The organism is Stakelama flava, assembly GCF_019351405.1.
Lineage (GTDB): Bacteria > Pseudomonadota > Alphaproteobacteria > Sphingomonadales > Sphingomonadaceae > Sphingomonas > Sphingomonas flava_A.
In genome coordinates this window covers 85,546-111,955 of sequence record NZ_JAHWZX010000009.1, presented here as the reverse complement: position 1 = coordinate 111,955, position 26,410 = coordinate 85,546, and the positions used below count along the sequence as shown (strand labels likewise).

Sequence of the window (26,410 nt, the reverse complement as noted above, 5' to 3'; positions counted from 1 at the left end):
TCCATCTTTTATGGCGACAGAGTGTCCGCTTACCCGGATGAAATGCAAGCGTTCGCCAGAAGCGCAAATATCCGCTACGATCGCCTCATGGACCGTCGCCACCAGCAAAATGTGGAGGAAGTTCTCGGCTCCCCGACCCGTGCGGCGCAGTCGCTCGTCGCGGCGAGCTGGTGCCGGTCGGGCCTGAAGCACGGCCTTAACGCCGACGATAGAAAAGGGCCCGATATCGTTTCGGGAAGCGACCTGACGCTTCGCCGCCAGCGGCACGAACTGATGCTGGACGTCGCTCGCCCGCTGCTCGACCAGTTGTTTCAGACGGTGGCGGCCACCGGATGCGCGATCATGCTGTCCGACAATGAAGGCGTGATCCTGGAAGCGCGAAGCGGTGCTGGCGACCGCGATATGTTCGACCATGTCGGCCTGACGCCGGGTGGGGTGTGGAGCGAAAACAGCGAAGGCACGAACGGAATCGGGACCTGCCTGGTGGAAGGGCGAGCGATCACCATTCATCGTGACGAACATTTCGCCAGCCGCAATATCGGGATCAGTTGCATGGACGCCCCCGTCCATGACCCCACCGGGCGGATCGTCGGGGCGCTGGATATTTCGAACTGCCGCGCCGATCATACCGCGGCGATGGCGTCGCTGGTTCAGAAAATCGTGCAGGACGCTGCGCGCAGGATCGAACGCGGGCTTTTCTGCCGCACGTTCGAAGGGCGCAGGATCATCGATGCCAATGTGCCGGGCGATGCGGCCGCGCTGATCGCGGTCGACAGCGACGACCTGATAATCGGCGCGACTCGCGCGGCACGGCACCGCTTCAGCCTGACCGACGACTGCATGAACGGCCGGCGCAGCGCCGCCGACGTGCTGGGCGGCTCCACCGGCCTATCGCTTCGCGAATCGGAACGCGCGGTACTGCGAAGGGCGCTGGCGCAGGCGGACGGCAATGCGACGAAGGCGGCAAAGGCGCTCGGCATCGGCCGGGCGACGCTTTATCGCCGAATGGAAAAGGCGGGGATTTCACGCGGCTGACCGATAAGCGGCCATATTGTCTCATTGGTGAGACAGTCGCGGACAGGCTTGTGCTCCGCCGCTCTTTCGCCGCCTGTAAAATCGCGAAAGACTGAACCCTACACGACCGGGACGACCCGGCGATGATTTGTAGAGGATTCAGCCATGGAAATGCAAACCAGCCCCGCAGCGTCGATGACCGCCCCCTTTGCCGAGAAATACGACAATTTCATCGGTGGCCGGTGGGTGGCTCCGCAGGACGGGCGCTATTTCGATAATGTCTCCCCCATCACCGGAAAGCCGGTTGGAAAGATCGCGCGCAGTCAGGCCGCCGATGTCGATGCCGCACTGGACGCGGCGCATGCGGCGAAATCGTCCTGGGGCCGCACCAGCGCGACCGAGCGCGCGCTGATCCTCAACCGCATCGCCGACCGGATGGAGGAAAATCTCGAAAAGCTGGCGATCGCCGAAACCTGGGACAACGGCAAGCCGCTGCGCGAGACCATGGCAGCCGATATTCCGCTGGCCATCGATCACTTCCGCTATTTCGCAGGGGTCATCCGCGCGCAGGAAGGCAGCCTTTCCGAAATCGATCACGACACCGTCGCCTATCACTTCCACGAACCGCTGGGCGTCGTCGGCCAGATCATCCCGTGGAATTTCCCGATCCTGATGGCCGCGTGGAAAATGGCTCCGGCGCTGGCAGCGGGTAATTGCATCGTTCTCAAGCCCGCCGAACAGACGCCCGCTTCGATCATGGTGCTGATGGAACTGGTCGGCGACCTGTTGCCCGACGGCGTGTTGAACATCGTCAACGGCTTCGGCGTGGAAGCGGGCAAGCCGCTCGCCAGTTCGAACCGCATCGCAAAGATCGCCTTTACCGGCGAAACGACGACCGGCCGCCTGATCATGCAATATGCCAGCGAGAACCTGATCCCGGTGACGCTGGAACTGGGCGGCAAAAGCCCGAACATCTTTTTCGAAGACGTAACTCGCGAGGATGACGATTTCTTCGACAAAGCGATCGAAGGCTTCGTCATGTTCGCGCTCAATCAGGGCGAGGTCTGCACCTGCCCCAGCCGCGCGCTGATCCACGAAAGCATCTATGACCGTTTCATGGAACGCGCGATCAAGCGGGTCGAGGCGATCAAGGCAGGCAATCCGCTCGACCCAGAAACAATGATCGGCGCGCAGGCCAGTTCGGAACAGCAGCAGAAGATCCTGTCCTATATCGATATCGGCAGGCAGGAAGGCGCGGAAGTGCTGACCGGCGGCGAAGCGGCGACGTTCGACGGCGACCTGGCAGGCGGATATTATGTGAAGCCGACCGTGTTTCGCGGCAACAACCGGATGCGAATCTTTCAGGAAGAGATTTTCGGCCCGGTGGTTTCGGTCACCACGTTCAAGGATGCCGAAGAAGCGCTGACCATCGCCAACGATACGCTGTACGGGCTTGGCGCCGGCGTGTGGAGCCGTGATGCCAATACCTGTTACCGCTTCGGCCGCGCAATTCAGGCGGGCCGGGTATGGACCAACTGCTACCATGCCTATCCCGCGCACGCCGCGTTCGGCGGGTACAAGCAATCGGGCATCGGTCGCGAAAACCATTTGAAGATGCTCGACCATTATCAGCAGACCAAGAACATGCTGGTCAGCTACAGCCCGAAAAAGCTGGGCTTCTTCTGATCCGATTTTCCGGGGGCCGCACCTGCGCGCCGCCGGAGCGATCATAGCCGTTTCAAAAAAGAAAATCCGGAGAGAGATCATGAGCAAGACCATGAAGGCTGCGGTCGTGCGCGAATTCGGCGCACCGCTTACCATCGACGAAGTTCCCGTTCCCGAAGTCGGCCCCGGCATGATTCAGGTCGCCATTCGGGCATCGGGCGTATGCCATACCGATCTGCACGCCGCCGAAGGCGACTGGCCCGTAAAGCCCAAGCCCCCCTTCATTCCCGGCCATGAAGGCGTCGGGTACGTCTCCGCCGTGGGCAAAGGCGTCACCAATGTCAAAGAGGGCGACCGGGTCGGCGTGCCGTGGCTCTATACCGCCTGCGGCCATTGCCGGCACTGTCTGGGCGGCTGGGAAACGCTGTGCGAAAGCCAACTCAACACCGGCTATTCGGTCAATGGCGGGTTCGCCGATTATGTGCTCGCCGACCCGGCCTATGTCGGCCACCTGCCCGACAATATCGGTTTCGCCGAAATCGCGCCGGTGCTGTGCGCGGGGGTTACCGTATACAAGGGACTGAAGATGACCGACACCCGGCCGGGGGATTCGGTGGCGATTTCCGGTATCGGCGGGCTGGGCCATATGGCGGTGCAATATGCCGTTGCGATGGGCCTGAACGTGGTTGCGGTCGATATCGACGATGCGAAGCTGGACCTCGCCCGGCGGCTGGGCGCGAAGGCCACGGTCAACGCGCGCAACGAAAGCGATCCCGCCGCCGCGGTGAAACGCGCGACCGGCGGCGGCGTCAACGGCGTGCTGGTAACGGCGGTAAGCGAAAAGGCGTTCGAACAGGCGGTGGGAATGGTGGCGCGGGGCGGGACGATTGCGCTCAACGGCCTGCCGCCCGGCGATTTCCCGCTCAACATCTTTGGCATGGTGCTGAACGGCATCACGGTACGCGGATCGATCGTCGGCAGCCGCCTCGACCTTCAGGAATCGCTCGATTTCGCGGGCGATGGAAAGGTGAAGGCGACAATTTCTACCGAATCGCTCGACGATATCAACGCGGTGTTCGAACGGATGAAGCAGGGCAAGATCGAGGGCCGCGTGGTGCTCGACATGGCGAGCTGAAGCGCGACCATGATTCCCCCGCCCCGCGTCACCGCCACCGAAGCGGCACGCCGCCTGCTGGACGCCATCACCGCCGAACATGGCGCGGTGCTGATCCATCAGTCGGGCGGGTGCTGCGACGGGTCCAGCCCGATGTGCTATCGCCGGGACGATTTCCGGCTGGGCGGCGGCGACGTGCTGCTCGGCGAAATCGGCGATACCCCGGTCTATATCGGCGGGCAGCAATTCGCCGCGTGGAAACATACCCAGCTTATCCTCGACGCGGTGCCAGGGCGGGGCGGAATGTTCAGTCTGGACAATGGGCGCGAGCAGCGATTTCTGGTTCGCGGCCGCGCCTTTGACATGCAGGAGATCGATATGCTCGATCCGGTCGATCGGGTGCGCGCCATGCGCGCCGCCCTTGCCGATGATCCGCACCGTTTCTGGCTCGATCAGGCAAGGCGGATTAGCTGGTCGCGCTTCCCGACGCGAAGCGACGACAGCAGCTTCGATGCCGGTGATTTTGCGATAAGCTGGTTTTCCGACGGCGAATTGAACCTGTGCGTAAATTGCGTCGACCGGCACCTGGAAACGCACGGGCAAAAGACCGCGATCCTGTTCGAAGGCGACGAACCGGGCGAAGGCCGCCGCCTGACCTATCGCGATCTGCATGAAGAGGTTTGCCGCTTCGCCAATGCGTTGAAGCATCTGGGCGTGGGCAAAGGGGATCGCGTAATCCTCTACATGCCGATGGTGCCCGAAGCGGCGATCGCCATGCTAGCCTGCGCGCGGATCGGTGCGGTGCATTCGGTCGTGTTCGGCGGTTTTTCGCCCGACAGCCTTGCCGACCGGATCAATGATTGCGGCGCGCGAGTGGTCGTCACCGCCGATCAGGGCATGCGCGGCGGCAGGCCCATCGCACTGAAGGCGAATGTCGACGGCGCGCTGGCGCATTGCCCTGCAGTCGACAGCGTCGTCGTCATCCGGCGGACCGGAGCCGATGTGGCGATGATCGAAGCACGCGACCACCGCTGGGAAGAGTTGCGCGAAACCGTCTCCCCCGACTGTCCTGCCGAAGCGATGGCGGCGGAAGATCCGTTGTTCATCCTCTACACTTCGGGCTCCACCGGAAAGCCCAAGGGCGTGCTGCATACCACCGGCGGCTATCTGCTGTGGGCCAACCTCACCTATGACATTCTGTTTGGCGGGCGGCCCGACGACATATTCTGGTGCACAGCGGATGTCGGCTGGATTACCGGACATACCTATGTCCTGTACGGCCCGTTATCGAACGGCGCGACAACGGTGATGTTCGATGGCGTACCCGGCTATCCCGATGCGGGCCGGTTCTGGGAGACCGCGGGGCGGCTGGGGGTCAGCGTTTTCTACACCTCGCCCACCGCGATCCGCGCGCTGATGCGCGATGGCGATGAATGGGTCGAACGCCATGACCGGTCCTCGCTCCGCCTGCTCGGCACGGTGGGCGAGCCGATCAATCCGGAGGCATGGAACTGGTATCACCGCGTGGTGGGCGAAGGGCGGTGCGAAATTATCGACACCTGGTGGCAGACCGAAACCGGCGGCGCGCTGATCGCGCCGGTGCCGGGCGAAACCGCCACCAGGCCGGGCAGCGCGACCAAGCCCCTGCCTGGCGTCCATCCGCAATTGCTCGATGCCGATGGCGCACTTCTCGAAGGTGCGACCGAGGGCAATCTGGTAATCGCGCAAAGCTGGCCGGGGCAAATGCGCACCGTGTATGGCGATCACGAACGCTTCTTTCAGACCTATTTCACCACCTATCCGGGCAAATATTTCACCGGCGACGGCGCGCGCCGCGATGCCGATGGCTATTACTGGATCACCGGCCGGGTCGATGATGTCATCAACGTGTCGGGCCACCGGATGGGCACCGCCGAAGTCGAAAGTGCGCTGGTGGCGCATCCGCGCGTTGCCGAAGCCGCGGTGGTCGGCATGCCGCACGATATCAAGGGGCAGGGCATCTATGCCTATGTCACGCTGAACAAGGGCGAGGAAGCGGACGACGAACTGCGCCGCGAACTACGCCAATGGGTGCGGCAGGAGATCGGGCCGATCGCCACGCCCGACGCCATTCAGTTCGCCCCCGCGCTGCCCAAGACCAGATCGGGAAAGATCATGCGCCGCATCCTGCGCAAAATCGCGAGCGGCGAAGCCGACGGAATCGGCGACACGTCGACTCTCGTCGATCCGGACGTGGTCGACCGTCTGATCAACGGCAGTGAAAGCGCGTTCAATCGGTAGCGGCAGGCACGTCGCCACGTTTTTTGGCGCGTTGAATTTTAAAGCGCGCAAAGGTGGAGGGTCTTTGAGTAGCCGCCCTAGTAGGAGGTGCAAATATGCTATCGCCCGCCCCCCGATCCTCGAAAACTTCAAACCGCGGTGCCATGGCGGTTTGGAAGGGAGCACTCGCACATCGTCGCCTTGCCGGACTTGTGTCAGTATTCTAGGCTCCGGGCGGACCATGACGAGGGGTAATTTTGCATGAAAACGTCTGTCGCTGCGCTCAGGCTCGCATCGCTGTTAGCGCTCGGCGCAATTCCCGCTTTCGCCGCCTCCCCGGCGACCGCACAGTCAGCGAGTATCGTGGCCTCCGCCTCTCCCGATGGTTCGGTTCCCTATCCGCTAGACAAAGTGGCGGTTTCAACCGCTGACCTGGGGCAATTTCCCTATGTCATGCTACCCGATGGATATGAGCCGATGAATCGGCCGCAATTGCAGGGTGTCGGCCACTTCCCCTTCTGGACCGGGACCGGATTTCACTGGGTCGAGGGAAAGGTCTGGTTTACATCGATCGAGCAATTGGAGGGAACCAGCTTTTCCCGCTTCGGCCTTACCCAGCAGATCGAGGCCGAGTTGCAGAAATTCGGGGCGGTGAAAGTTGCCAAGGGCAAAATTCCCTCGGCCCTGGCGCATGCTTTGCCCGACGACATAACCGTCGACATGAATGAAGCGCTCGGCGATATCTATAATAATCCGGTCGAAACCTGGGTAATCCGTCGTAATGATCGCGCCATCTGGATCCATTTCACCGCATCATCGGCCATGGCCACGCTGACAGTGGTGGAAACCGGCGCGTAGAACGAAACCAACCGCGGTCGCAATCGACAGCAAATCTGCTCAATCCGCCGCGGCGAAAGAGAATTGAAACCTGCTGCCCGTTTCGCCGCCGGGCAGCAGCACCACATCGCCAAGATGCGCAAGCGCGATCATCCGCGCCAGCGCCAGTCCAACCCCCGACCCGTCCGGCTTCGTCGTGAAAAACGGCTGAAAAATCCGCTCGCGCACGTCGTCCGCGATGCCGGTCCCATTGTCGCCGACTGTGATTTCGATCGCGCGGTTCGTTCGCAGCATCCTGATCGTCACGCACGGCTGATGCCCATCAAGACACGCCTCGGCGGCATTTTGCAGCAGCGCCCAGAGTGCGGGGTGAAGCTGATCGGAATCGGCATAGGCCTCGCCGTGAATATCCGCCTGATCGATCGCCAGTTCGATGCGCGGCCAGCGATTGCGAAACAATCGCGCGAGATCGTCCAGAATCACGCGAATATCGATCCGTTGCATCACCGGGTCGGGCAAACGGGCCAGCCGGCGATAGGCTTCACCGAACCCGCGCAACCCTTCCGCCCGCCGCGCAACCGTTTGAATCGCGATCCGCGCCTCGGCCCGGTCGCTGTCGGCATCGCTGTCGATCAATTCGGCAGCGGATTGGCTGAGCGATGCGATCGGCGTCAGCCCGTTCATGATCTCGTGGCTCAACACGTTCAGCAGGTTGCGCAGCGCGCGTGCCTCGACGGCACGCAATTCTGCTTCGATCCCGACCAGTGCCGCGATTCGGCTTGCCTCGCCCGCAGCGACGATATCCGCAGTGGCGAGCGCATATCCCTCAGGTCCGGTTCCGAAATCGGCCCTTAGCGATGCCGATGCCCCCGGCGCGGTGTCGGCGATCGCGCGGATCAGCGCGGGATCGGGGTCGGCGACGACATCCTGCGAAGCAAATAAGCGTCGCGCCGCGCGGTTGACCGCGCGCAGCCGATACCCCTCCTCCAGCAGCATCAGCGGAGCCGGCGACAGGTCGAGATAGGCGAGCAGGCGCCGTTGCTGCCGCTCGGCTTCGGCAGCCCGCTGGTCAAGCAGCGGATCGATCGTCACCGGCTCGATTTCCCGGCGCACCGCAACGGCAATCACGGCAACCGCCCATAACGCCATTAACGCCGCCAGCACCGCATTGGCATAGAGCATGCGCTGCCAAGCGAAGAACGCGAGCGCACCGACGACCGGAAGCAGGGCAACCGTCGCGATCCGCCCGACCGGCCAGCCCGGCCGTCTAGAGTCCATGTTTTGCCATCCGGCGATACAGCGCGGCGCGGGTCAGTCCCAGTTCGTCGGCGGCGCGGCTGATATTGAAGCGATGGCGATCAAGCGCGGCTTCGATCAGATGCTTTTCGGCGCGATCCAGATTGAGGTCGGCCGCCGCCGCGCGCGGGCGTCCCTCGCTCTGAATCGCGGCGTCCAGTCCCAGATCGGCGATTTCGATTTCACCTCCCTCGGCCAGCAGGACGGCGCGTTCGATCGCCTGACGCAGGCCGCGTACGTCATCGGGCCAATCATCCGCGACAATGGCGCGCGCCGCCTCGTCGCTCAGTGTGCGGGCGATCAGGCCATGGCGCCTCGCGAAAAGGTCGGCAAAGTGGCGCGCCAGCAACAGCGCATCGCCGACGCGCGTCGACAGGCGCGGCAATTCTATTTCGATCGTATTGAGTTGCATGAGCAGATCGGCGTCGAGCGCGGCGCGAACCGACTGCCTGTCCCCGCGCGCCATTGCGAGTATCCTGCGGCCCGAAAGCCGCGCCGCCAGATGGGGCTGAAGCCGGTGCGGCGTCGTTTCGACATGATCGAGGATCAGCGTACCCCCTTGCGATCCGGCCAGTGCCTCTTCGATTTTCCCCATGTCGATGGCATCGTGCATGCCGATTTCGACGCATGGTTCGCCCGCGCCAGCGCACTGACGTCGCAGCAGGTCGATGACCAGCGATTTTCCCGATCCCGCCGGTCCCAGCGCCAGCACCGGTGCGCTGGTCGCGCCGACGCGCACGATCGTTCTGCGGACGCGTTCGATGGCGGGATCGTCGCCCAGCAGGATCGCCGGTTCGTCGCCCCCCTCGCCCATGGCGGCCCGCCGGGCATGCGCCAGCGCCGCGCCGCGTTTCAGCCGTTCTGCCAGCGCGTCGTTGCTCCATGGTTTGATGACGAAATCGGACGCCCCCATGCGCATTGCCTCTACCGCCACATTGATGCCGCTATGCCCGGTCGCCACGATCACCACTGCCTGCGGATCGTTCGCCATCAGGTCGGCAAGCATGCGAAAGCCTTCTTCACCGCTGGTATGTCCGCGCGCGAAATTCAGGTCGAGCAGGATGACGTCATAGCGCCGCTCGGCAAGCAGGCTCCAGGCCGCCGCCGGATCGGACGCACCGACAAGCTCCATCCCGCTGCGCCGGGCGACCATCCGCGCGGCAGCAACGATATCGCGATCATCGTCGACGAACAGGATTTGCACGGAGGGCATTGACAGATCGGAAACACTGTTCGGAATCGGACACTCCATACATATCGCTTGGCGAATCGTTGAACGTACGATTCAAAAAGACTGTATATCAATACGTTAGACGTTACCCATCGGCACGTCATATCCTGTGCGCATGAACGGCACGACGCAAGCGACATCGATCAGCGGCGCAAATATGGACCGGCGTGTCGTGCGCTCGGACCGCTGGTGGCGCAATCGCCGCGTCCAGCTTGGCGCGCTGGTCGTCGGAATCGTGCTTGCCGCCCTGTTGCTTTACCATGTGCTGCCGTCTCCCAACTCCCTGACGGTCAGCAGCGAGGCGGTGCGCAGCGCAACGGTGGCGCGCGAACCGTTTCGCGACTATGTCCCGCTGCGCGGCGAAGTCGCGGCGCGCGACACCACCTTCGTTTCGGCGATCGTCGGCGGACAGGTCGACCATGTCATCGCAAATGATGGCGCGCTGGTCGCCAGGGGGCAGCCGCTTGCCGCGCTCAGTAACCGCTCGCTCGAACTAGACGTCGCGTCGCGTTCGGCCGACATCGCGGGACAACTGGGCAATATCAGCGCGCAACGTTTGTCGATCCAACGCAACCGCATCGACAGCGAAAGCGAGATCGCTGCGGCAAAAAACGCGCTGCAAAAGGCGCAGAACGATCTGACCAAAAAACGCTTCCTGCTGGAGAAGGGGATCGTCAACAAGGCGGCGGTGCAGCCGCTGGCCGACGACGTTGCGTTTCAGCAGAGCCGGGTCGATGCGCTCACCGCCGCGCGCGCGCAGGAAAGCGGCACGCTGTCCGACCAGAGCAATCAGGTCGGCGCGACCGCACAGCAACTGCGCCGAAGCCTGACGATGGTGCAGGACAGCCTCGACGCGCTCACCCTCCGCGCGCCGATGGCGGGCCGCCTGACGGGGTTTGACCTGCAGCCCGGCCAGACCCTCAATGCCGGGGACCGGATCGCGCAGATCGACGCGCAAGGTTCGTGGAAAATTACCGCCGATGTCGACCAATATTATCTGGGCCGTGTGTCGGCCGGCCAGCACGCAATGGCCGATATCGACGGCCGATCGGCGATGTTGCGCGTCGCCAGGGTGCTGCCGCAGGTGACCGACGGGCGGTTCCGCGTCGAATTGTATTTCGAGGGCGCGGCACCCACCGGCCTCAATCGCGGACAGACACTTGACGTGCGCCTGATCCTGGGCGCGGACCGGCCGGCGGTCGTAGCGCCGACGGGAGCCTGGCTCGACGCGGGCGGCAATATCGCCTTCGTGCTGACGGACGACAACCGCGCCGAACGCCGTTCGGTCGCCACGGGACGGCGCAATCCCGAACAGGTGGAAATCACCAGCGGCCTGCAACCCGGCGACCGCATCGTGACGTCGTCAATCGACAGCTACCAGCCCTATCAACATCTCCTCATCCGCTAATGTCAGGGAAGCCTTGCTCATGATCCAGCTTGACAATATCAGCCGCCGGTTCCGCGCCGACGAGGTGGAAACGACGGCGCTCGCCGATATCGACCTGACCGTGGAGGCAGGTGAGTTCCTGGCGGTGATGGGACCGTCGGGGTGCGGCAAATCGACGCTGCTCAACATCATCGGCACGATCGACCGGCCTACCGGCGGCATCTATCGGTTCGAGGGCAAGGATATCACGAAGGCGCCCGAGCCGCAGCTGGCCCGGCTTCGCCGCGACCGGCTGGGCTTCGTGTTCCAGAGCTTCAACCTGATCGATGAACTGACCATTCGTGAAAATGTCGCATTGGGCCTCGCCTATCGGGCGATGGGCACGAGCGAAAAGCGCGACCGGGTGACGGCGGCGATGGACCGCGTGGGCATCGCGCATCGAAAGAATCATCATCCGCACCAGCTTTCGGGCGGACAGCAGCAGCGCGCAGCGATCGCGCGGGCGATCGTCGGCGATCCGAAACTGATTCTCGCCGACGAACCGACCGGCAATCTCGATACGGAAAACGGGGCGCAGGTGATGAACATCCTCACCGAATTGAATGCCGAGGGCGCGACGATCGTGATGGTGACGCACAGCCCGGCGCATGCCGACATCGCCAAACGCACCGTCCATATGCTCGACGGCCGCATCCTCACTTCCGCCCGGCGCGCGGCATGAAACTGCGCGACCTGCTGGCAAGCGTGGCGCTGCTCCTCGTTATCGCGCTGCTGTGGCGGCGGCTGGGTGAGCGCGCGGAGGACCGGGCATGAACGGCACATCGGCACTGCTCACCCTTTATCGCTCGCTCACCCGACACAGGCTGTTCGCGCTGCTCAACATCGGCGGGCTGGCGCTGGGCATCGCGGTGTTTCTGGTGCTGTTCCTGTTCGTCCAGTTCGAACGGGGGTACGATCGGCAATTGCCGGGATGGGAGAATATCTGGGTGGTAGGCACCACCTACAACCTGCCGGGATTTTCGGACGTAAATCTGTCAAATGATTCTGGCACGCTGCCACTGCTTAAGGCCGATTTCGAGAATATCGACGGCGCGCGCCTGAACGAATTGAAAGATGTTCCCGTGCGCAACGGCAAGTCGATTACGAGCGAGCCGGTATCGATGATCGATCCCGCATGGTTCCGCCTGTTCCCGCTCGCCGCAGACGAAGGCGATCCCATCGCGGCACTTCGACGACCCGATGCTGCGGTAGTGACGATCGCAGCGGCACGACGGTACTTCGGCGAAGGTCCCGCAATCGGCAACACAATAGTCATGGCTATCGACGGGCACGAAAAAACCTACACGATATGGGCGGTGCTGAAAAATCCGCCGAAGAACATGAGCTATGGCAGCGATATATTCGTGGCTGCGCCAAAGTCGCAAGACGCTGGGGGGTCACCCACCTTGTTCCTCCGCTTTCCCAGCATTGCCGCGGCGCAGGCCGTTGCGCGCAATTTGCCGGCCTTTGTCAATCGACACGAGCAATCGAGTCTTGGCCAAAAAGCGTCCGATTTTAAAAAGATGACGCTGATACGCCTCGGCGACGTGCATCTGATCCGACCCGAAGACCGCGAGGTGGTTTTGACGCTAGGCAGCGTCGGGATACTAACCCTGCTGATCGCGATCGTGAACTATGTAAACCTGGCGACCGCCCGCGCCGGGCTGCGCGCGCGCGAGGTGGCACTGCGCAAGATACTCGGTGCCACCCGCAGGGCACTGATCACGCAATTTCTGGGCGAGGCGATCGCGATGACGGCGCTTGCCGCGGTGATCGCACTAGCACTGACTGAACTGGCGCTGCCCTTTGTCAATTCTATCGGCGGTACGTCGCTGACAATCCATTATGGCGGATCGGGCTCGATCATGATTCCGCTGATGCTGCTCGTCATAGGCGTCGGAGCGGTTGCCGGCATCTATCCCGCGTTCGTCCTGTCGCACTTCAGTCCCGCGCGCGTGCTGGCATCGGTCCGCACGCCGGGCGGCGGCAAGGCCGGCGTCCTGCTTCGCAAGGTTTTGGTGCTGGCGCAGTTCGCCATCGCAATCGCTTTTACTATCGGCACCAGCGTTCTTGTCGCGCAGACCAGCCATTTGCGGCATTCGAATCTGGGCTTCGATCGCACCGGCCTGATCATCGTACCAAGTTTCCTCGCTGATTCGCTCGACAATTCGCAACGCGCCGACCTGATGCGAACGTTTCGAAATACGCCTGGGACCGAAGCGGTGGCGATGTCGCGCTTTCTACCCACCGGCGGCAGTTTCAACATCTCGAGATATGTCGACAGCACGAATGGTGCCGACGTCTCTGTCGATGATGTCGATGTAGGACGCAATTTTTTCTCGACCTATCGCGCCGATTTGCTGGCGGGACGTTATTTCGATGATGTCCATGCCGGCGACGATGCGAGTGGAATGGACGACAATGCACTGGAAAAAAGCCCGCGCAATGTCATTCTGAACCGGACCGCGCTGAAACAGTTCCGGATCAAATCTCCCGAAGCCGCGATTGGCATGGTCGCGAAATTCAATCAGCGAAACCAGCCGAGGATCATCGGCGTCGTTGCCGATATGCGCTTTACATCGCCGCGCGATCCGGTCGACGCGGTCGTCTATCACTATGTTCCAAGCGAAACCGAAAGCATGGTGCCGACCCTGCGGGCAAAGCCCGGGGCGACAGCCAGCGTACTGGCCGCGATGGAGCAGGAATGGAAGACAATCGCGCCCGCCGTTCCCTTTCGCGCCAAATCGGTCGACGACGCGCTCTATCAACGCTTCTATCAGGAAGACGCCCAGCGCGGCCGGTTGTTCACAATCGGCGCAGTGCTGGCGGTGGTAATCGGGTGTATCGGGCTGTACGGCCTCGCCGCGTTCGATACCTCGCGCCGCGTGCGTGAAATCGGGATCAGGAAGGCGCTGGGCGCATCCACGCGCGACATATTGCGCCTGCTGATCGGCCAGTTCCTGACACCCGTGTTGATCGCCAATCTGATCGCCTGGCCGATCGCCTATATCGCGATGCGCAGTTGGCTGTCGGGCTTTGACGATCGCGTCGCGCTGTCCCCCGCCTATTTCCTGCTCGCAAGCCTGATCGCCGCGAGCATCGCGGTCGCGACCGTCTTTGCCCAATCATGGCGCGTCGCACGCGCCGAACCCGCCAAAGCGCTGCGCTATGAATAAGGAACACCCCGAATGATCGGCACCTCGCTGCTCACTCTTTATCGCTCGCTCACCCGGCACAGGCTGTTCGCGCTGCTCAACATCGGCGGGCTGGCGCTGGGCATCGCGGTGTTCATCGTGCTGTCGCTCTACGCGCGGTACGAAATGAGGTTCGACCATTTCACTGGCGCCAGCAAGCTGTGGGTCGTCGAGGAAACCTATACGCGACCCGGCGACCCCGTGCAGCCGAACCCCAACACGATGGGCGGGGAACTCGATCAGCTGAAGGGCGATTTTCCTGATCTGGTCGGCACGCGGTACAAGGGGATCGGCGCGATCGTCCGCAAGGATCGCGAGGTGTCGAACGAGGACAGCTACGCCGTCGACCCCAATTTCTTTCAACTCTTCCAATATCCCGTGATCGAGGGCAACCCGACCGCAACGCTCGCCGATCCCGACGGCATCGTCATTTCGCAGAAGATGGCGAGAAAATATTTCGCCGACACCTCGCCGATCGGCAAGACGCTCGACCTCGATATCGGCGGCGCGGTGATCCCCTATCGCGTCGGTGCGGTGATCAAGGATTTGCCCAAGAACGTCACCTACCAAGGCGATCTGTTCGTGCGGTTCTTTCGCGAGCGTTTTTCGGGAAGCTGGTACGATCATTGGGGCAGCACCGAAGTGGCGACGGTTCTGCGCTTTTCCGACGCGACGGCGGCAAACGCATTTGCGGCGCGACTGCCCGATTTTCTTCAGCGCCATGCCGGGCCCGGCCACAACTTCAGCGCGCGCGTCGCCGATATGTATCATCAAAACGTCCGCCCGCTTCAGGACATGCACCTGACCTATGTCGGCGACCGGACGATGGTGACGACGCTGGGGCTCGTCGGGCTGCTGACGCTGCTGATCGCGATCGTCAATTATGTGAACCTCGCGACCGCACGGGCCGGGCTTCGCGCGCGCGAGGTCGCGATCCGCAAGACGCTGGGCGGCACGCGCCGCGCGCTGATCGGTCAGTTCCTGTTCGAAGCGGTGGCGACAGTGGCCATCGCGGCGCTGATCGGGGTCGCACTGGCGGAAATCGCACTGCCTTTCGTCAACGCCGCGGGCGGACTGGACCTTTCGATCGCCTATTGGGGAAAAGGCAGCATTGTGGCGCCGCTTATCCTCGCCGTGCTCGGCGCCGGTGTGCTTGCCGGCATTTATCCCGCCTTCGTGCTGTCGCATTTCCGGCCGGCAAGCGTACTGGCTTCGGCGCGCGCGCCCGGCGGTGGGCGAAGCGGCGCGCGGCTGCGCCAGGGCCTTGTCATCGTTCAGTTCGCAATCGCCATCCTGTTCACCACCGCAACGGCGGTGATGATCGCGCAGGCACGCCACGTCCGCCACGCCGATCTGGGATTCGACCGCAACGGACTGATCGTCGTAACCTCCTTTTCGCACGGCGCGCTCGAAACGGCGCAGCGGCACGCGATCCTCGCCGCCTTCTCTCGCCTGCCGGGGGTCGTATCGGTCGCATCCGGCAACAATGCGCCTGGCAGTCAGGATACGACCAATGCCAATACGATGAACCGTCCCGAAGCATCCGAACGCAAGCCGTCGATCATGTGGGTGGAAGTGGGGCCAGGATATTTCACTACCTATGGCACGCGTCTTCTTGCCGGCCGCCTGTTCGACAAGGGGCATCGCGCGGCAGACGATACCGCCGGGACCGACCGGCATCCGGTCAACTCTGTCTTCAATGCCAGCGCGATCAAGGCGCTCGGCTTCAAAAGCCCGGCTGATGCGATCGGCAAGACGGTTCAGGGCAACGGCCCGCAAACCGTGATCGGCGTCATCGCGGATCAGCGGTTCACCTCGCCGCGCGAACCGGTTCGCCCGACCGTCTATTATCTGAATACGCAAAGGCAGACAGCGCCCTTTGCCTCGGTTCGCTTCACCGGCGATGCCAAGACGATGGAGGATCGGCTGGAGGCAAGCTGGCGGGGAATCGCGCCGAATGTGCCCTTCGCCGCACGCACGGTTAACGCCAATCTGTACGACCAATATTACAAGGCCGATACCCAGCGAAGCCGGCTGTTCACCATCGGCGCCGCGCTGGCCGTGCTGATCGGTTGCATCGGGCTATACGGGCTCGCCGCGTTCGATACGTCCCGCCGGACCAGGGAAATCGGGATCAGAAAGGCGCTGGGCGCATCCACGCGCAACATATTGACGCTGTTGATCGGTCAGTTTCTAAAACCGGTTCTGCTCGCCAACCTTATCGCTTGGCCCCTTGCATGGCTGGCGATGCGGCAATGGCTGATGGATTTCGACGATCGCATCGCGCTGTCGCCCGCTTATTTCGCTGCTGCCAGCCTGCTGGGCCTCGCCATCGCGTGCATCACTATTTTCGGCCAGGCCTTTCGCGTCGCCCGCGCAGAGCCGGCACGTGCCCTGCGCGATGAATGACAACGCCGCCGCCGGCCTCATGCGGACCATCCGCGCCATCGCGCCGGGGCAGTTCCCCGACGCGAAGCGCATATCGCCTTTCAGAAACCGTATAAGCGGGCGGGATTACGCACCAGCAACCGATGTTGCAGATCTGCCGTCGGCGCAATCCGGGGAATAATATCGACCAGTTCCCCGTCATCAGGCATGTGATTCTTCATATTGGGATGCGGCCAGTCGGTGCCCCACAGCACGCGATCCGGAAAATTTTTGACCAGCTTCCGCGCGAACGGGACGACATCGTCATAATTCGGCGGTCCGGATCGGGTAAGGCGTTCGGGACAGCTCACCTTCGTCCAGATATTCTCCTTTTCCTGTAACAGACGCACAAAAAGAGAGAATTGGGGACCGGAAACCGGCTGTGAAACGTCCGGCCGCCCCATGTGATCGACCACCACGATGGTCGGCAGCGAGGTGAAGAAATCCCAACGTTCTTCGAGATCCTGGGCCTCGAAATAAACGACGACATGCCAGCCGAGCGGCGCGATACGATCGATGATCGCGCGGTAATAGGCATCGGGCTTCGGATCGACCAGCCGCCGGACGAAATTGAATCGCACGCCGCGCACGCCCGCAGCATCCAGTTCGGCGAGTTCGTCGTCGGTGACGGTATCGCGCACCACGGCGACGCCCCGAGCGCGCCCGTCGCTCGCTCGCAACGCATCGACCAGCGCGCTATTGTCCGCACCATGGCACGTCGCCTGTACGATGACGTTGCGTTCAAACCCCAGAAAGTCGCGCAACGCGAACAGCTGCGCCTTGCCGGCATCGCACGGCGTGTATTTGCGTTCGGGGGCATAAGGGAACACGTCGCCGGGGCCAAAAACGTGGCAATGCGCATCGACCGCTCCAGGCGGCGGCGTGTAATGCGGCTTGCCGGGGTCCGGGTCCCAGCACAGCCAGTCGGCATCGGGTTCGAAATCCGCCATTACAGTCCCCGCGCGCGCAACTGTGCGTCGAGCCGCGGATAGACGCGACGCGCATTGCCCTCGAACACGCGATGCTTGTCGTCCACCGAAATCGGCAGCGCGTCGACATAGCGTTTGGTGTCGTCGAAATAATGGCCGGTCTCGTCGTCGATGCCGCGCACCGCACCCACCATTTCGGATCCGAACAGAATGTTTTCGATGTCGATCACGTCGAACAACAGATCGATTCCCGCCTGATGATAGACGCAGGTGTCGAAGAACACGTTCTTCATCACATGTTCGGAAAGCGGCGGCCGATTCAGCATGTCGGACAGGCCGCGATAGCGCCCCCAGTGATAGGGCACCGCGCCACCGCCATGCGGGATGATGAAGCGCAGATCGGGGAAATCGGTGAACAGGTCGCCTTCGATAAACTGCATGAATGCGACCGTGTCGGCGGCGAGATAATAGCCGCCCGTCGCATGCATTGCGGGATTGCATGACCCCGAAACGTGGATCATGGCAGGCACGTCGAGTTCGACCATCTTTTCGAAAAACGGATACCAGGCCCGGTCGTAGAGCGGTGGTGCGGAGAAGCTGCCGCCGCTGGGATCGGGGTTCAGGTTACAGCCGACGAAATCCAGTTCGGCGACGCAGCGTTCAAGTTCCTCGATCGATTGCGCGATCGACAGGTCCGGCGTCTGCGGCAACTGGCAAACGCCCACGAACGTATCCGGATACAGATCGACCACGCGCTTGATGAGGTCGTTCGACCGCCGCGCCCAGATGCGCGCGACATCGGCACTGCCGACATGCGGCGCCATGCGTGACGCGCGCGGGCTGAAGATTGTCATGTCCGCGCCGCGTTCGCGCAGCAGTCGCAACTGGTTGGCCTCAATCGTCTCGCGGATTTCGTCGTCGCTGATCTCCGGATAGGCGGGATCGATGTCGCCGCCAGCCTTGAACGCGGCAATCTGCGCGTCGCGCCATTCGTTGTGACGCGGCGGCACCACCGTATAATGGCCGTGGCAATCGATAATCATGAACGTGTCGCTCCTGTCGCGTGAAGAATCGCCGCCGCCTTCGCGTTCAGCCCTTCTGGTGGCGGGGCAAGCGCCAGCGCGCCGAGCCGCCGCTGCCAGTGAACCGCGGCCTCGGCCATCGCGCCCAGCTGTCCAAGTTCGCACGCGGTATCGCGCACCTCCTCCATCTCGGCGGCGCGGCGCTCACCATGGACGAGCATGCGGTCGAGATTGTAATCGCCTCGTTCGCGCCAGTTCCACCCGGGGAATGATCCGTCGAGCGAGGCAAGGACCTCCTCCTCCACTCCCGCGGCAAAGGCGGAAAGCAGGCATTCAGCAGTCAGCGCCTCAAGCCCCTTGATCATGATTGACCGGATCATCTTCACCGCGCTTGCCGCGCCGATCGTGTCACCGACGCCGCGCGCGTCGAAACCAAGCGCGGACAACGCTGCCTCGCCTTCCAGTGCATGCGGCCCCGAAACCAATAATGGAACGCCCAGCAGGGCGGGGCGCACCGGCGCCATCACCGCAACATCAAGGTAGCGCCCGCCCGCCGCCTCAATCACGGCGGCGGCGCGCCGCTTGGTTCCGGGGGAAACGCTGTTCATATCGGCATAGACGGTTCCCGGTGCCAGATATTGCGCGGCGTCCGTCGCGGCGTGAAGCGCCTGATCGGCGGTCACGACGCTAAGCACGATCGCCGCATCCGCGACTGCAGTGGCCATGTCGGCGCACCCGTCGACCAACCGGGCCGCATATTCCGCGCGTTTCGCATCGGCGGTCGCGGGGTCGTCGCTCTTGCGGTCATAAGCGCCTACCCGGACAGGACGGTCATTGCCCCAACCCTCGCAAAAGGCCTGGGCCGCTTCGCCGAATCCGATAAAGGCAAGGTTCTCATACGCCGTCATGCCCTTCACCTAGGCAGCGCCGCGCCATCAGCCATATCGAAACGGCCGGGCTTCCATTGCTTTTTCGGAAGTCCACTCCCCGCACACGGCGCGGAACATCGCCGCGAATGCGGCTTGTGAAGGCGTGGGTCGCCAATCGTCGCGCATCGTCAGTCCAATTTTACGGCGCATGCTGATCCCGGCACCGGGAATTTCGGAAAGAAGCCCCGCGCGTTTTTCGAACAGGAACTGATCGCGCGACATCAGCGTCAGCCAGTCGTCCTCCAGCATCAACCCGCGCATCACCAGCACTGATCCGGACTGGATGCGCAATGGCGGCGGCGTCAATCCGCGTTCGCTGAACATCGCTTCCCAGCGGTGTCGGACGGGCGCTCCGGCCGCGGCGATCACCCAGGGGAATTCCAATAGTTCCGAGAATTCAAAGGAGCCGCGTGCGTGCAGTGGATGGCCGGTCCGCCCGACGATCACCGGATCGTCCACGAACAGCGGGACTTGCGTCACGTCGCCGACCGGCGCCGGTTCACGCATCGCGCCGACCAGCAGGTCGAGCGTTCCTTCGCGCAGCCGCGAAAGCAGTTCGATATACGGCCCCTCAACCACGTCGACCGATGCACGCGGGTCCGCGCGCGCGAAGCGAGCGAGTGCGCGCGGCAGCAGCAGCGAGCGCGCGAGCGGCATCGTGCCGACGCTCACACGCCCGCCGCCCGCGGATATCAGATCGGCGAGTTCATCGATGCCGGCCAGCAGTTCGGCCTGCGCCAGACGGGCGAAACGCAACAACCGCGCCGCAGCGCGCGTAGGCTGCACCGTGCGTCCTTGGCGAACCAGCAGATCGACCTCGAGCAACCGTTCCAGATCGCGTGCCGCGCGGTGCAGCGCAGGCTGCGATATGCCCGTCTGCGTCGCCGCCACGGCAAAACTGCCTGCATCGTCCACCGCGATCAAAGCGCGAAGCTGACCCAGCGTAACGCGCCGCTCGACATGCGGCAGCGGCGGCAGACGCGCACCGTGACGCACGCGCTGGCCGCCCCGCGCGATATATCCCATTGCGCGCTCGATCCGCGCGATCATCCTTCGCCCCGCCTCGGTCGGCTGAACCCCGCTTGGCTGACGATCGAACATCCTGTGCCCCAGCAGCGCTTCGACCTTTGCGACCGCCTGAGTCATTGCGGGTTGCGACAAATGCAGTGCTTCGGATGCCGCACTGATGCTGCCCAGCCGCCCGGCGGCGGCTACCGCTTCAAGATGGCGGAGATTGAAAGCGGGAAGTCCATTCATATCGGACTTCACCTTAGCTTATGGAAGGGATGAATTTCCAACTCTTTGTCGCATGGTGGCGGGTGTAGGGCACGGCAATCGACAAGGAGAGAAACGATTTCGAAGGTTGTGACCAGGTTCGACCGCCCGTCGGCGGACATAGTCGAAGCGCTCGGCGCAGCAGGCGTTGCGACGGTGCACGAAGCGCAGGGCCGTATCGGGCTGCTTGCGAACCGGCTGCGGCCTGTTTATCCCGGCGCTCGAATTGCGGGCTGCGCGGTCACCGTATCGGTGCCGCCCGGCGACAATTGGATGATGCATGTCGCCATCGAACAATTAAAAGAAGGCGATATCCTGGTGGTCGCGCCGACCAGCCGGTGCGAGGACGGCTATTTCGGCGATCTGCTTGCGACCTCAGCGCGTGCACACGGATGCCGCGGACTGGTGATCGATGCGGGCGTGCGCGATGTGCGCGACCTGACCGAAATGGCATTCCCTGTCTGGTCGCGCGCGATCTCGGCGCAGGGGACCGTGAAAGAGACGCCGGGATCGGTCAACGTCCCCCTGGTCTGCGCGGACCAACTGGTGAATCCCGGCGACGTGATCGTCGCGGATGACGACGGCGTGTGCGTCGTGCGCCGCGCCGATGCCGCCGATGTGCTCGATAAGGCGCAGGCGCGCGAGGCGAAAGAGGAGGAGAAGCGCCGACGGCTCGCCGCTGGCGAACTGGGCCTCGACATCTATGCCATGCGCGAGCGGCTGGAAGCGAAGGGCCTGCGCTATGAATAGCGGCGTCCGCGCGATGTGGATGCGCGGCGGCACGTCCAAGGGCGGGTTTTTCCTTGCCGACGACCTGCCCGCCGACGACGCCGCGCGCGACGCGTTTTTGCTGCGTGCATTCGGGTCGCCCGATCCGCGTCAGATCGACGGCATGGGCGGTGCCGATCCGCTGACCAGCAAGGTCGCGATCGTGCGCCGGTCCGAACGGCCAGACGCGGACGTCGAATATCTGTTCCTTCAGGTCTTCGTCGAAGAGGCGATCGTCACTGACAAGCAGAATTGCGGCAACATGCTGGCGGGCATCGGCCCTTTCGCGATCGAGCGCGGGCTGGTGCCGCCCGCGGACGACGAAACGCGGGTCCGGATTTTCATGGTCAATACCGGCAAGATCGCCACCACCACCGTCCGCACGCCGAATGGCCGCGTCACCTATGCCGGGGACGCGCGCATCGACGGCGTACCGGGAACCGCCGCGCCGATTCCGCTCGCCTTTGCTGATATTGCAGGTTCGACCTGCGGCGCGCTGCTTCCGACCGGCAACGCGATGGACATGATCGACGAAATCGAGACGACGCTGATCGACAACGGCATGCCATGCGTCGTGCTGCGCGCCGAAGACATGGGCATCACCGGCTATGAAGATCGCGCGACGCTCGACGCGGACGATGCGCTCAAACAGCGGATCGAGGCGATCCGGTTGCAGGCGGGCCCGATAATGAACCTTGGCGACGTCGCCGAACAATCGGTGCCCAAGATGATGCTGGTCGCCGCCCCGAAGGCCGGCGGCGCGATCAGCGTCCGCTCGTTCATCCCGCATCGTTGCCACGCATCGATCGGCGTGCTCGGCGCGGTCACGGTCGCAACCGCCTGCCTGATCGACGGTTCGCCCGCGCATGCGCTCGCGACGATCCCGCCCGGGCGGTCAAAGCCGCTCGACATCGAACATCCCAGCGGCGCGACGACGAGCATCATCGAAGTCGACGATGCCGGCGCGATCACAGGCGCGGCGATGATGCGCACCGCACGCAAATTATTCGATGGTCTGCTGTTCGGCTGACCGCCCCCCCCTTTCGAAGAGAAAAAAATGACGGATTTGGGAGAGTTGGAAAAACGCAAGAGCCGCTTCGGCGTCTTTGGCGAACTTTGGTTTCAGGTAATCATCGGCACAGTGATAGGCATCGTTCTCGGGCATCTGGCACCGTCGACCGGCGTTGCGATGAAGCCGTTCGGCGATGCCTTCATCAAGCTGATACGCATGATGATCGGCCCGATCATCTTCGTGACGGTCGTACACGGCATCGCCGGCATGAACGACATGCGAAGCGTCGGCCGGGTCGCGCTGAAATCGCTTGTCTATTTCGAATTCATCACGATCCTCGCGCTGATCTTCGGTCTTGTCGCGGTCGATCTGTGGCGACCCGGCGCGGGCATGAACATCGATCCCACGCTGCTCGATACCGCGTCGATCAAAAGCTATGTCGCGACCGCGCATGATCAGTCGGTAAGCGGCTATCTGATGGACATCATTCCCCACACCTTTGTCGGCGCGCTGACCGAAGGACATGTGCTGCAGGTGCTGTTCATTTCCGTATTGTTCGGCATCGCGATCGCATCGATCGGCGAGCGCGCCAAGCCGGTCATCTCGGTCATCGAAAGCGCGTCGCAGGGGCTGTTCCGGATCATCGGCTACATCATGTATTTCGCACCGATCGGCGCGTTCGGCGCGATCGCGTTCACAGTCGGTCAGTTCGGCACCGCATCACTGTTGTCGCTCGGCGAACTCATCATCGAATTCTTCCTCGTCTGCGCGCTCTTCACTCTCGTCGTCTTCGGCACAGTCGCACACTGGTGCGGCGTCAGCCTGTGGCGTCTGCTCACCTATCTGTGGGACGAGATCGTCGTGGTCGCCGCAACCACCTCGACCGAAACCGTGCTGCCGCGCCTCATTCAGAAAATGCGCAAGGCGGGATGCGAGGAAAGCGTCGTCGGCTTCGTCGTGCCCGCAGGCTATTCGTTCAACCTCGACGGCACCTGCCTCTATTTGACGACGGTCGCGGTGTTCCTGGCGCAGGCTACGAACACGCACCTCACCTTCTGGCACGAACTGGGGCTGATCGCGGTGCTGCTGCTGACGTCGAAGGGCGCGGCGGGGATCGCCGGGGCCGCGTTCGTGGTGCTTGCCGCGACGCTAAACACCACCGGCACCATCCCCGTCGCCAGCATCGCGTTGATCCTCGGCATCCATCGCATCCTCGCGGAGGGGCTTACCTTCGTAAACCTGATCGGCAATGCGCTTGCCACCATCGTCATCGCGAAGTGGGAGGACAAGCTCGATCGCAAGACGCTGGCGGCAATGCTCGGCAACCGCCGGCTGCGCCGCGAACATGCGATCGCCGATCCGCAGACAACCATCGCTGCCTGACCAAGCGGCCTTTCGCCGCGACATATGATGACCTGTTAACCGGCCGGACGCGATCCGGCCGGGTGGGAGAGACCAATGTTGAACCTCGCGCTTGCCTCCGCGCTGGCCCTTGCCCCTCAGTCGACTCCGACGGACAAATTGCCCCCCGCCCCGGATCAGTCGACAGCGACGGAGTCGCCGACCACAACCGCCCGCCCGCTTACCGGCAAGGGCGAGGTCGGCAATGGCCAGGATGCAGCCACCGCCTTCCAGCCTGGCCAGACCCAGGCGGCACCCGCGGACCAGAGTATGGTTCCCACCGGCTTCGCACGATTCCAGCAGCAAAACCCCATCGGCAAGACATTACGCAAACTGAAGACGGACGGCATCGCACTGACGCTGGATTTCGTCGACAATCTCGCCGCCAATCCGGTTGGCGGCATCACCCATGGCAGCGCCGAATCGCACTGGGTGATGGGGGCTGCCGATATCGACCTTGGCAAAGTGGTCGGCTTGTCGAACACGCATCTTCATGTGCAGGGCGCATGGTTCACCGGCAACAGCCTGGGCCGCGAATCGATCGGCAACTCAATCAGTTTCCAGCAGACGTGGCGGCCGGTATCCGGACCGCGGCTGACCCAGTTCAATATCGAACATGATTTCGGCCGCTTCAACCTGATGGTCGGGCGCGCCGCGCTCAACAGCTATTTCAACAATTCACCGCTCAACTGCGCCTTTATGAGCAATGTGACGTGCCTCACCACCTATGGCGGCATCGCGGATATCGGCTTGACCGCCTATCCCAATTCGTCATGGGCGGCGAAGGGCCGTTTTGCGCTGACCGACCGCCTGTATGTCCAGACCGGAGTGTTCGATTACAACACCGCGCTCAACGCCGCGGGGAAAAACGGCCTCGATCTTTCGCTGTTCAAGGGAAGCGGCGTGCTGATCCCGGGTGAAATCGGTTATGAAACAAGTTTTGCGCAGGAACGCCTGCCGCGCCGCTACAAGGTCGGATTCTACATCAATACCGATGGCGGTACGAACCCGTATCATGACGTTGATGGCAATTCCGCCGCGCTGACCGGGCTGGCGCACGCGCCGCAACATGGCGCGCGCATCGGCCTTTACGCAATGGCGGATCAGACCGTCTGGCGCGCGCCGGGCAAGAGCAAGCGCAACGTCGCGCTGTTCGGGCGCGTATTCGGCAATGTCGGCAACACGGCGCCGATCGACTGGTTCGCGTCCGCAGGCTTTGTGAACACCGGCACATTCAAAGGACGCGACAACGACACGATCGGCTTCATCGTGTCGGACACGCATTTCGGACGGGACGAGATCGCATTTCTTCGTGACCGGCGCGCCGCCGCAGGCGGAACCGGCGCGCCCAAAGCGGACGAGATCATCGGCGAACTTAATTACGGATTCGCCGCGCTGCCCGGCCTGCGTATCCTGCCCAACCTGCAATATGTCATAAATCCTGATCCAATCTATGCCGTAAATCGCAAGACCGACATTCCGGATGCCATTGTCATAGGTCTGCGGATCGATGCTCATCTGGCACAGCTATTCGGCGGATAAGATCGCGCTTTTCAACTTCCAGATCGCTGGCAGGGGCGCTTCTCAGGCGGCTTTGCTGTTGGTGAGTTTGACACGAGGCATTTCTGGCTGAAATGCTGGGTTTTTGCTGTCATCACGGCCAAATCTGATGCGTTTCGGTTTGGCGGGAGAGCTTGCAAGAGAGGCGCATTTCCTCTCAAAGTGCTGGTTTTTGAAGAATTTTGGCGCACCCAAGAGGATTCGAACCTCTGGCCTCTGCCTTCGGAGGGCAGCGCTCTATCCAGCTGAGCTATGGGTGCGTGGATTGGCGACTAGCATTCGATTTCACGCTGCGCCAGTCTTTTAGCGCTTGTCCAATGTCACTGGTTGAAACTGGCCCAAGCCACAGGTCGCGCCGGGACTTGGCGGGGCAGCGTAGAGCACGGTGATGGTGTCGGTGGAACACAGCTGGCCTACATAGGTCTTGTACGCAAAACGGCGCTCGCTGCCCAACGACCCGCACGATCCGGGCAGGCGGTTGCGATAGATTTTGCCGCCCTTCATTTCAAAATCGATTACGCTGTCGCTGCGCACATGGCTTGCGCGAATCATATTGGTGCGGATGCAATCCACCGCGTCGCCCGCCGGGGTGGCGGGCGGAACGTTAGCCTCTGCACGCTGCTCCGCTTCTGCGCGTTGTTCGGGAGTGGTTGCACAGCCGCCAATGGAAAAAGCGGCGATCAGGGCAAGCGCGGGGTGGCGTAAAGACATGGTTCGAGGCGGCCCGGATTCAGCCGCGCTGCTTGCCGGCGCCATCCTTGTCGGCCCAACGCGGCGTGGTCTGCTGACACGTGGCTTCGACAACCGGATACATGATGTCGGTATTGCGCATGAGTGCAGCAGGAACTGCCGCCTGACACGCGGCGGCGGTGGCGTAATGCTGCGCTTCGACACGTTGTTGCTGACACATCGCACCGGAATCTGCGCAACCCATGATAGCGATGACGAATGTGAGCGGTTCCATTATCTTGCCTCCTGTCAAGCTAAAACCGTGAAGCGCGCGGAAGTTCCGTCGCGCACATTGCGTCGGCTCGTCGCAAAGCCCAGATAA

21 protein-coding genes and 1 tRNA gene are annotated in these 26,410 nt (G+C 62.8%); 13 read left to right on the top strand and 9 right to left on the bottom strand.

What is annotated here, in order from left to right; all coding sequences use genetic code 11:
• Positions 1-87: 87 nt before the first annotated feature.
• The 5 genes from KY084_RS10850 (at position 88) to KY084_RS10830 (ending at position 6,910) form a co-directional block, all read left to right on the top strand.
• A complete protein-coding gene (locus KY084_RS10850; RefSeq protein WP_219238478.1) occupies positions 88-1,035 on the top strand; it encodes a GAF domain-containing protein in 948 nt (315 codons plus the stop codon).
• A 144-nt stretch (positions 1,036-1,179) separates the two neighbouring features.
• Positions 1,180-2,700 (top strand): aldehyde dehydrogenase, encoded by a 1,521-nt coding sequence (adh, locus tag KY084_RS10845; RefSeq protein ID WP_219238477.1) that lies wholly within the window; start codon positions 1,180-1,182, stop codon positions 2,698-2,700.
• A 79-nt stretch (positions 2,701-2,779) separates the two neighbouring features.
• A complete protein-coding gene (adhP, locus tag KY084_RS10840; protein WP_219238476.1) occupies positions 2,780-3,814 on the top strand; it encodes an alcohol dehydrogenase AdhP in 1,035 nt (344 codons plus the stop codon).
• 9 nt (positions 3,815-3,823) lie between these two features.
• On the top strand, positions 3,824-6,073 hold the full coding sequence (gene acs / locus KY084_RS10835) for an acetate--CoA ligase (protein ID WP_219238475.1): 2,250 nt from the start codon (positions 3,824-3,826) through the stop codon (positions 6,071-6,073).
• A 240-nt stretch (positions 6,074-6,313) separates the two neighbouring features.
• Complete coding sequence (locus KY084_RS10830) at positions 6,314-6,910, top strand: hypothetical protein (RefSeq protein ID WP_219238474.1); 597 nt, start codon at positions 6,314-6,316, stop codon at positions 6,908-6,910.
• A gap of 39 nt (positions 6,911-6,949) precedes the next feature.
• Here the strand turns inward: KY084_RS10830 and KY084_RS10825 are convergent, their stop codons facing one another.
• Positions 6,950-8,167 (bottom strand): sensor histidine kinase, encoded by a 1,218-nt coding sequence (locus tag KY084_RS10825; protein WP_219238473.1) that lies wholly within the window; start codon positions 8,165-8,167, stop codon positions 6,950-6,952.
• Positions 8,157-9,398 (bottom strand): sigma-54-dependent transcriptional regulator, encoded by a 1,242-nt coding sequence (locus KY084_RS10820; protein ID WP_219238472.1) that lies wholly within the window; start codon positions 9,396-9,398, stop codon positions 8,157-8,159. Before KY084_RS10820 ends, KY084_RS10825 begins: the two co-directional genes overlap by 11 nt.
• Positions 9,399-9,573: 175 nt before the next feature.
• Between KY084_RS10820 and KY084_RS10815 the strand changes: the two genes are divergently transcribed.
• From KY084_RS10815 to KY084_RS10800, 4 genes are all read left to right on the top strand, one after another.
• Positions 9,574-10,824, top strand: coding sequence for an efflux RND transporter periplasmic adaptor subunit (locus KY084_RS10815; RefSeq protein WP_219238471.1), 1,251 nt, complete (start codon positions 9,574-9,576; stop codon positions 10,822-10,824).
• A 19-nt stretch (positions 10,825-10,843) separates the two neighbouring features.
• Positions 10,844-11,524: an ABC transporter ATP-binding protein gene (locus tag KY084_RS10810; protein WP_219238470.1), complete on the top strand. Its 681-nt coding sequence runs from the start codon at positions 10,844-10,846 to the stop codon at positions 11,522-11,524.
• 88 nt (positions 11,525-11,612) lie between these two features.
• On the top strand, positions 11,613-14,018 hold the full coding sequence (locus tag KY084_RS10805; protein WP_219238469.1) for an ABC transporter permease: 2,406 nt from the start codon (positions 11,613-11,615) through the stop codon (positions 14,016-14,018).
• Between the two features lie 12 nt (positions 14,019-14,030).
• Positions 14,031-16,445, top strand: a complete 2,415-nt coding sequence (locus tag KY084_RS10800) for an ABC transporter permease (RefSeq protein ID WP_219238468.1) — start codon at positions 14,031-14,033, stop codon at positions 16,443-16,445.
• Between the two features lie 80 nt (positions 16,446-16,525).
• Here the strand turns inward: KY084_RS10800 and KY084_RS10795 are convergent, their stop codons facing one another.
• The 4 genes from KY084_RS10795 to KY084_RS10780 are packed head-to-tail and all read right to left on the bottom strand — an operon-like array spanning position 16,526 to position 20,600.
• Positions 16,526-17,413, bottom strand: coding sequence for an amidohydrolase family protein (locus tag KY084_RS10795; RefSeq protein WP_219238467.1), 888 nt, complete (start codon positions 17,411-17,413; stop codon positions 16,526-16,528).
• Positions 17,413-18,435, bottom strand: a complete 1,023-nt coding sequence (locus KY084_RS10790; protein ID WP_219238466.1) for an amidohydrolase family protein — start codon at positions 18,433-18,435, stop codon at positions 17,413-17,415. The genes KY084_RS10795 and KY084_RS10790 overlap by 1 nt, the downstream gene beginning before the upstream one ends.
• Positions 18,432-19,322 carry an NAD(P)-dependent oxidoreductase gene (locus tag KY084_RS10785; protein WP_219238465.1) on the bottom strand — a complete coding sequence of 297 codons (891 nt, stop codon included), beginning with the start codon at positions 19,320-19,322 and terminating at the stop codon, positions 18,432-18,434. Before KY084_RS10785 ends, KY084_RS10790 begins: the two co-directional genes overlap by 4 nt.
• 27 nt (positions 19,323-19,349) lie before the next feature.
• Positions 19,350-20,600, bottom strand: a complete 1,251-nt coding sequence (locus tag KY084_RS10780; protein ID WP_219238464.1) for a LysR family transcriptional regulator — start codon at positions 20,598-20,600, stop codon at positions 19,350-19,352.
• 108 nt (positions 20,601-20,708) lie between these two features.
• On the opposite strand from KY084_RS10780, the gene KY084_RS10775 reads away from it, so the two are divergent.
• The 4 genes from KY084_RS10775 to KY084_RS10760 all read left to right on the top strand — a co-directional run bounded on the left by KY084_RS10775 (position 20,709) and on the right by KY084_RS10760 (position 25,341).
• Positions 20,709-21,368: a 4-carboxy-4-hydroxy-2-oxoadipate aldolase/oxaloacetate decarboxylase gene (locus KY084_RS10775; RefSeq protein ID WP_343227999.1), complete on the top strand. Its 660-nt coding sequence runs from the start codon at positions 20,709-20,711 to the stop codon at positions 21,366-21,368.
• Positions 21,361-22,416 (top strand): 4-oxalomesaconate tautomerase, encoded by a 1,056-nt coding sequence (locus tag KY084_RS10770; RefSeq protein WP_246587058.1) that lies wholly within the window; start codon positions 21,361-21,363, stop codon positions 22,414-22,416. Before KY084_RS10775 ends, KY084_RS10770 begins: the two co-directional genes overlap by 8 nt.
• A 27-nt stretch (positions 22,417-22,443) precedes the next feature.
• Complete coding sequence (gene dctA / locus KY084_RS10765) at positions 22,444-23,781, top strand: C4-dicarboxylate transporter DctA (protein ID WP_219238463.1); 1,338 nt, start codon at positions 22,444-22,446, stop codon at positions 23,779-23,781.
• Between the two features lie 75 nt (positions 23,782-23,856).
• Positions 23,857-25,341 carry a carbohydrate porin gene (locus tag KY084_RS10760; protein WP_219238462.1) on the top strand — a complete coding sequence of 495 codons (1,485 nt, stop codon included), beginning with the start codon at positions 23,857-23,859 and terminating at the stop codon, positions 25,339-25,341.
• Positions 25,342-25,542: 201 nt separating this feature from the next.
• Here KY084_RS10760 and KY084_RS10755 read toward each other — a convergent pair.
• The 3 genes from KY084_RS10755 to KY084_RS10745 all read right to left on the bottom strand — a co-directional run bounded on the left by KY084_RS10755 (position 25,543) and on the right by KY084_RS10745 (position 26,323).
• Positions 25,543-25,619 (bottom strand) — tRNA-Arg (locus tag KY084_RS10755).
• A 43-nt stretch (positions 25,620-25,662) separates the two neighbouring features.
• Positions 25,663-26,070 (bottom strand): hypothetical protein, encoded by a 408-nt coding sequence (locus KY084_RS10750; protein ID WP_219238461.1) that lies wholly within the window; start codon positions 26,068-26,070, stop codon positions 25,663-25,665.
• A gap of 19 nt (positions 26,071-26,089) precedes the next feature.
• Positions 26,090-26,323: a hypothetical protein gene (locus KY084_RS10745; RefSeq protein WP_219238460.1), complete on the bottom strand. Its 234-nt coding sequence runs from the start codon at positions 26,321-26,323 to the stop codon at positions 26,090-26,092.
• Positions 26,324-26,410: the final 87 nt, after the last annotated feature.

Bases quoted from the DNA above. Each gene is read 5' to 3' on its own strand.
- KY084_RS10810 (WP_219238470.1), top strand. From the start codon at position 10,844: ATGATCCAGCTTGACAATATCAGCCGCCGGTTCCGCGCCGACGAGGTG.
- adh (WP_219238477.1), top strand. From the start codon at position 1,180: ATGGAAATGCAAACCAGCCCCGCAGCGTCGATGACCGCCCCCTTTGCC.
- KY084_RS10805 (WP_219238469.1), top strand. From the start codon at position 11,613: ATGAACGGCACATCGGCACTGCTCACCCTTTATCGCTCGCTCACCCGA.
- KY084_RS10780 (WP_219238464.1), bottom strand. From the start codon at position 20,600: ATGAATGGACTTCCCGCTTTCAATCTCCGCCATCTTGAAGCGGTAGCC.
- KY084_RS10785 (WP_219238465.1), bottom strand. From the start codon at position 19,322: ATGACGGCGTATGAGAACCTTGCCTTTATCGGATTCGGCGAAGCGGCC.
- adhP (WP_219238476.1), top strand. From the start codon at position 2,780: ATGAGCAAGACCATGAAGGCTGCGGTCGTGCGCGAATTCGGCGCACCG.
- KY084_RS10795 (WP_219238467.1), bottom strand. From the start codon at position 17,413: ATGGCGGATTTCGAACCCGATGCCGACTGGCTGTGCTGGGACCCGGAC.
- KY084_RS10760 (WP_219238462.1), top strand. From the start codon at position 23,857: ATGTTGAACCTCGCGCTTGCCTCCGCGCTGGCCCTTGCCCCTCAGTCG.
- KY084_RS10825 (WP_219238473.1), bottom strand. From the start codon at position 8,167: ATGGACTCTAGACGGCCGGGCTGGCCGGTCGGGCGGATCGCGACGGTT.
- KY084_RS10815 (WP_219238471.1), top strand. From the start codon at position 9,574: ATGGACCGGCGTGTCGTGCGCTCGGACCGCTGGTGGCGCAATCGCCGC.
- dctA (WP_219238463.1), top strand. From the start codon at position 22,444: ATGACGGATTTGGGAGAGTTGGAAAAACGCAAGAGCCGCTTCGGCGTC.
- KY084_RS10800 (WP_219238468.1), top strand. From the start codon at position 14,031: ATGATCGGCACCTCGCTGCTCACTCTTTATCGCTCGCTCACCCGGCAC.
- KY084_RS10770 (WP_246587058.1), top strand. From the start codon at position 21,361: ATGAATAGCGGCGTCCGCGCGATGTGGATGCGCGGCGGCACGTCCAAG.
- KY084_RS10750 (WP_219238461.1), bottom strand. From the start codon at position 26,070: ATGTCTTTACGCCACCCCGCGCTTGCCCTGATCGCCGCTTTTTCCATT.
- KY084_RS10745 (WP_219238460.1), bottom strand. From the start codon at position 26,323: ATGGAACCGCTCACATTCGTCATCGCTATCATGGGTTGCGCAGATTCC.
- KY084_RS10830 (WP_219238474.1), top strand. From the start codon at position 6,314: ATGAAAACGTCTGTCGCTGCGCTCAGGCTCGCATCGCTGTTAGCGCTC.
- KY084_RS10820 (WP_219238472.1), bottom strand. From the start codon at position 9,398: ATGCCCTCCGTGCAAATCCTGTTCGTCGACGATGATCGCGATATCGTT.
- KY084_RS10790 (WP_219238466.1), bottom strand. From the start codon at position 18,435: ATGATTATCGATTGCCACGGCCATTATACGGTGGTGCCGCCGCGTCAC.
- acs (WP_219238475.1), top strand. From the start codon at position 3,824: ATGATTCCCCCGCCCCGCGTCACCGCCACCGAAGCGGCACGCCGCCTG.
- KY084_RS10850 (WP_219238478.1), top strand. From the start codon at position 88: ATGGACCGTCGCCACCAGCAAAATGTGGAGGAAGTTCTCGGCTCCCCG.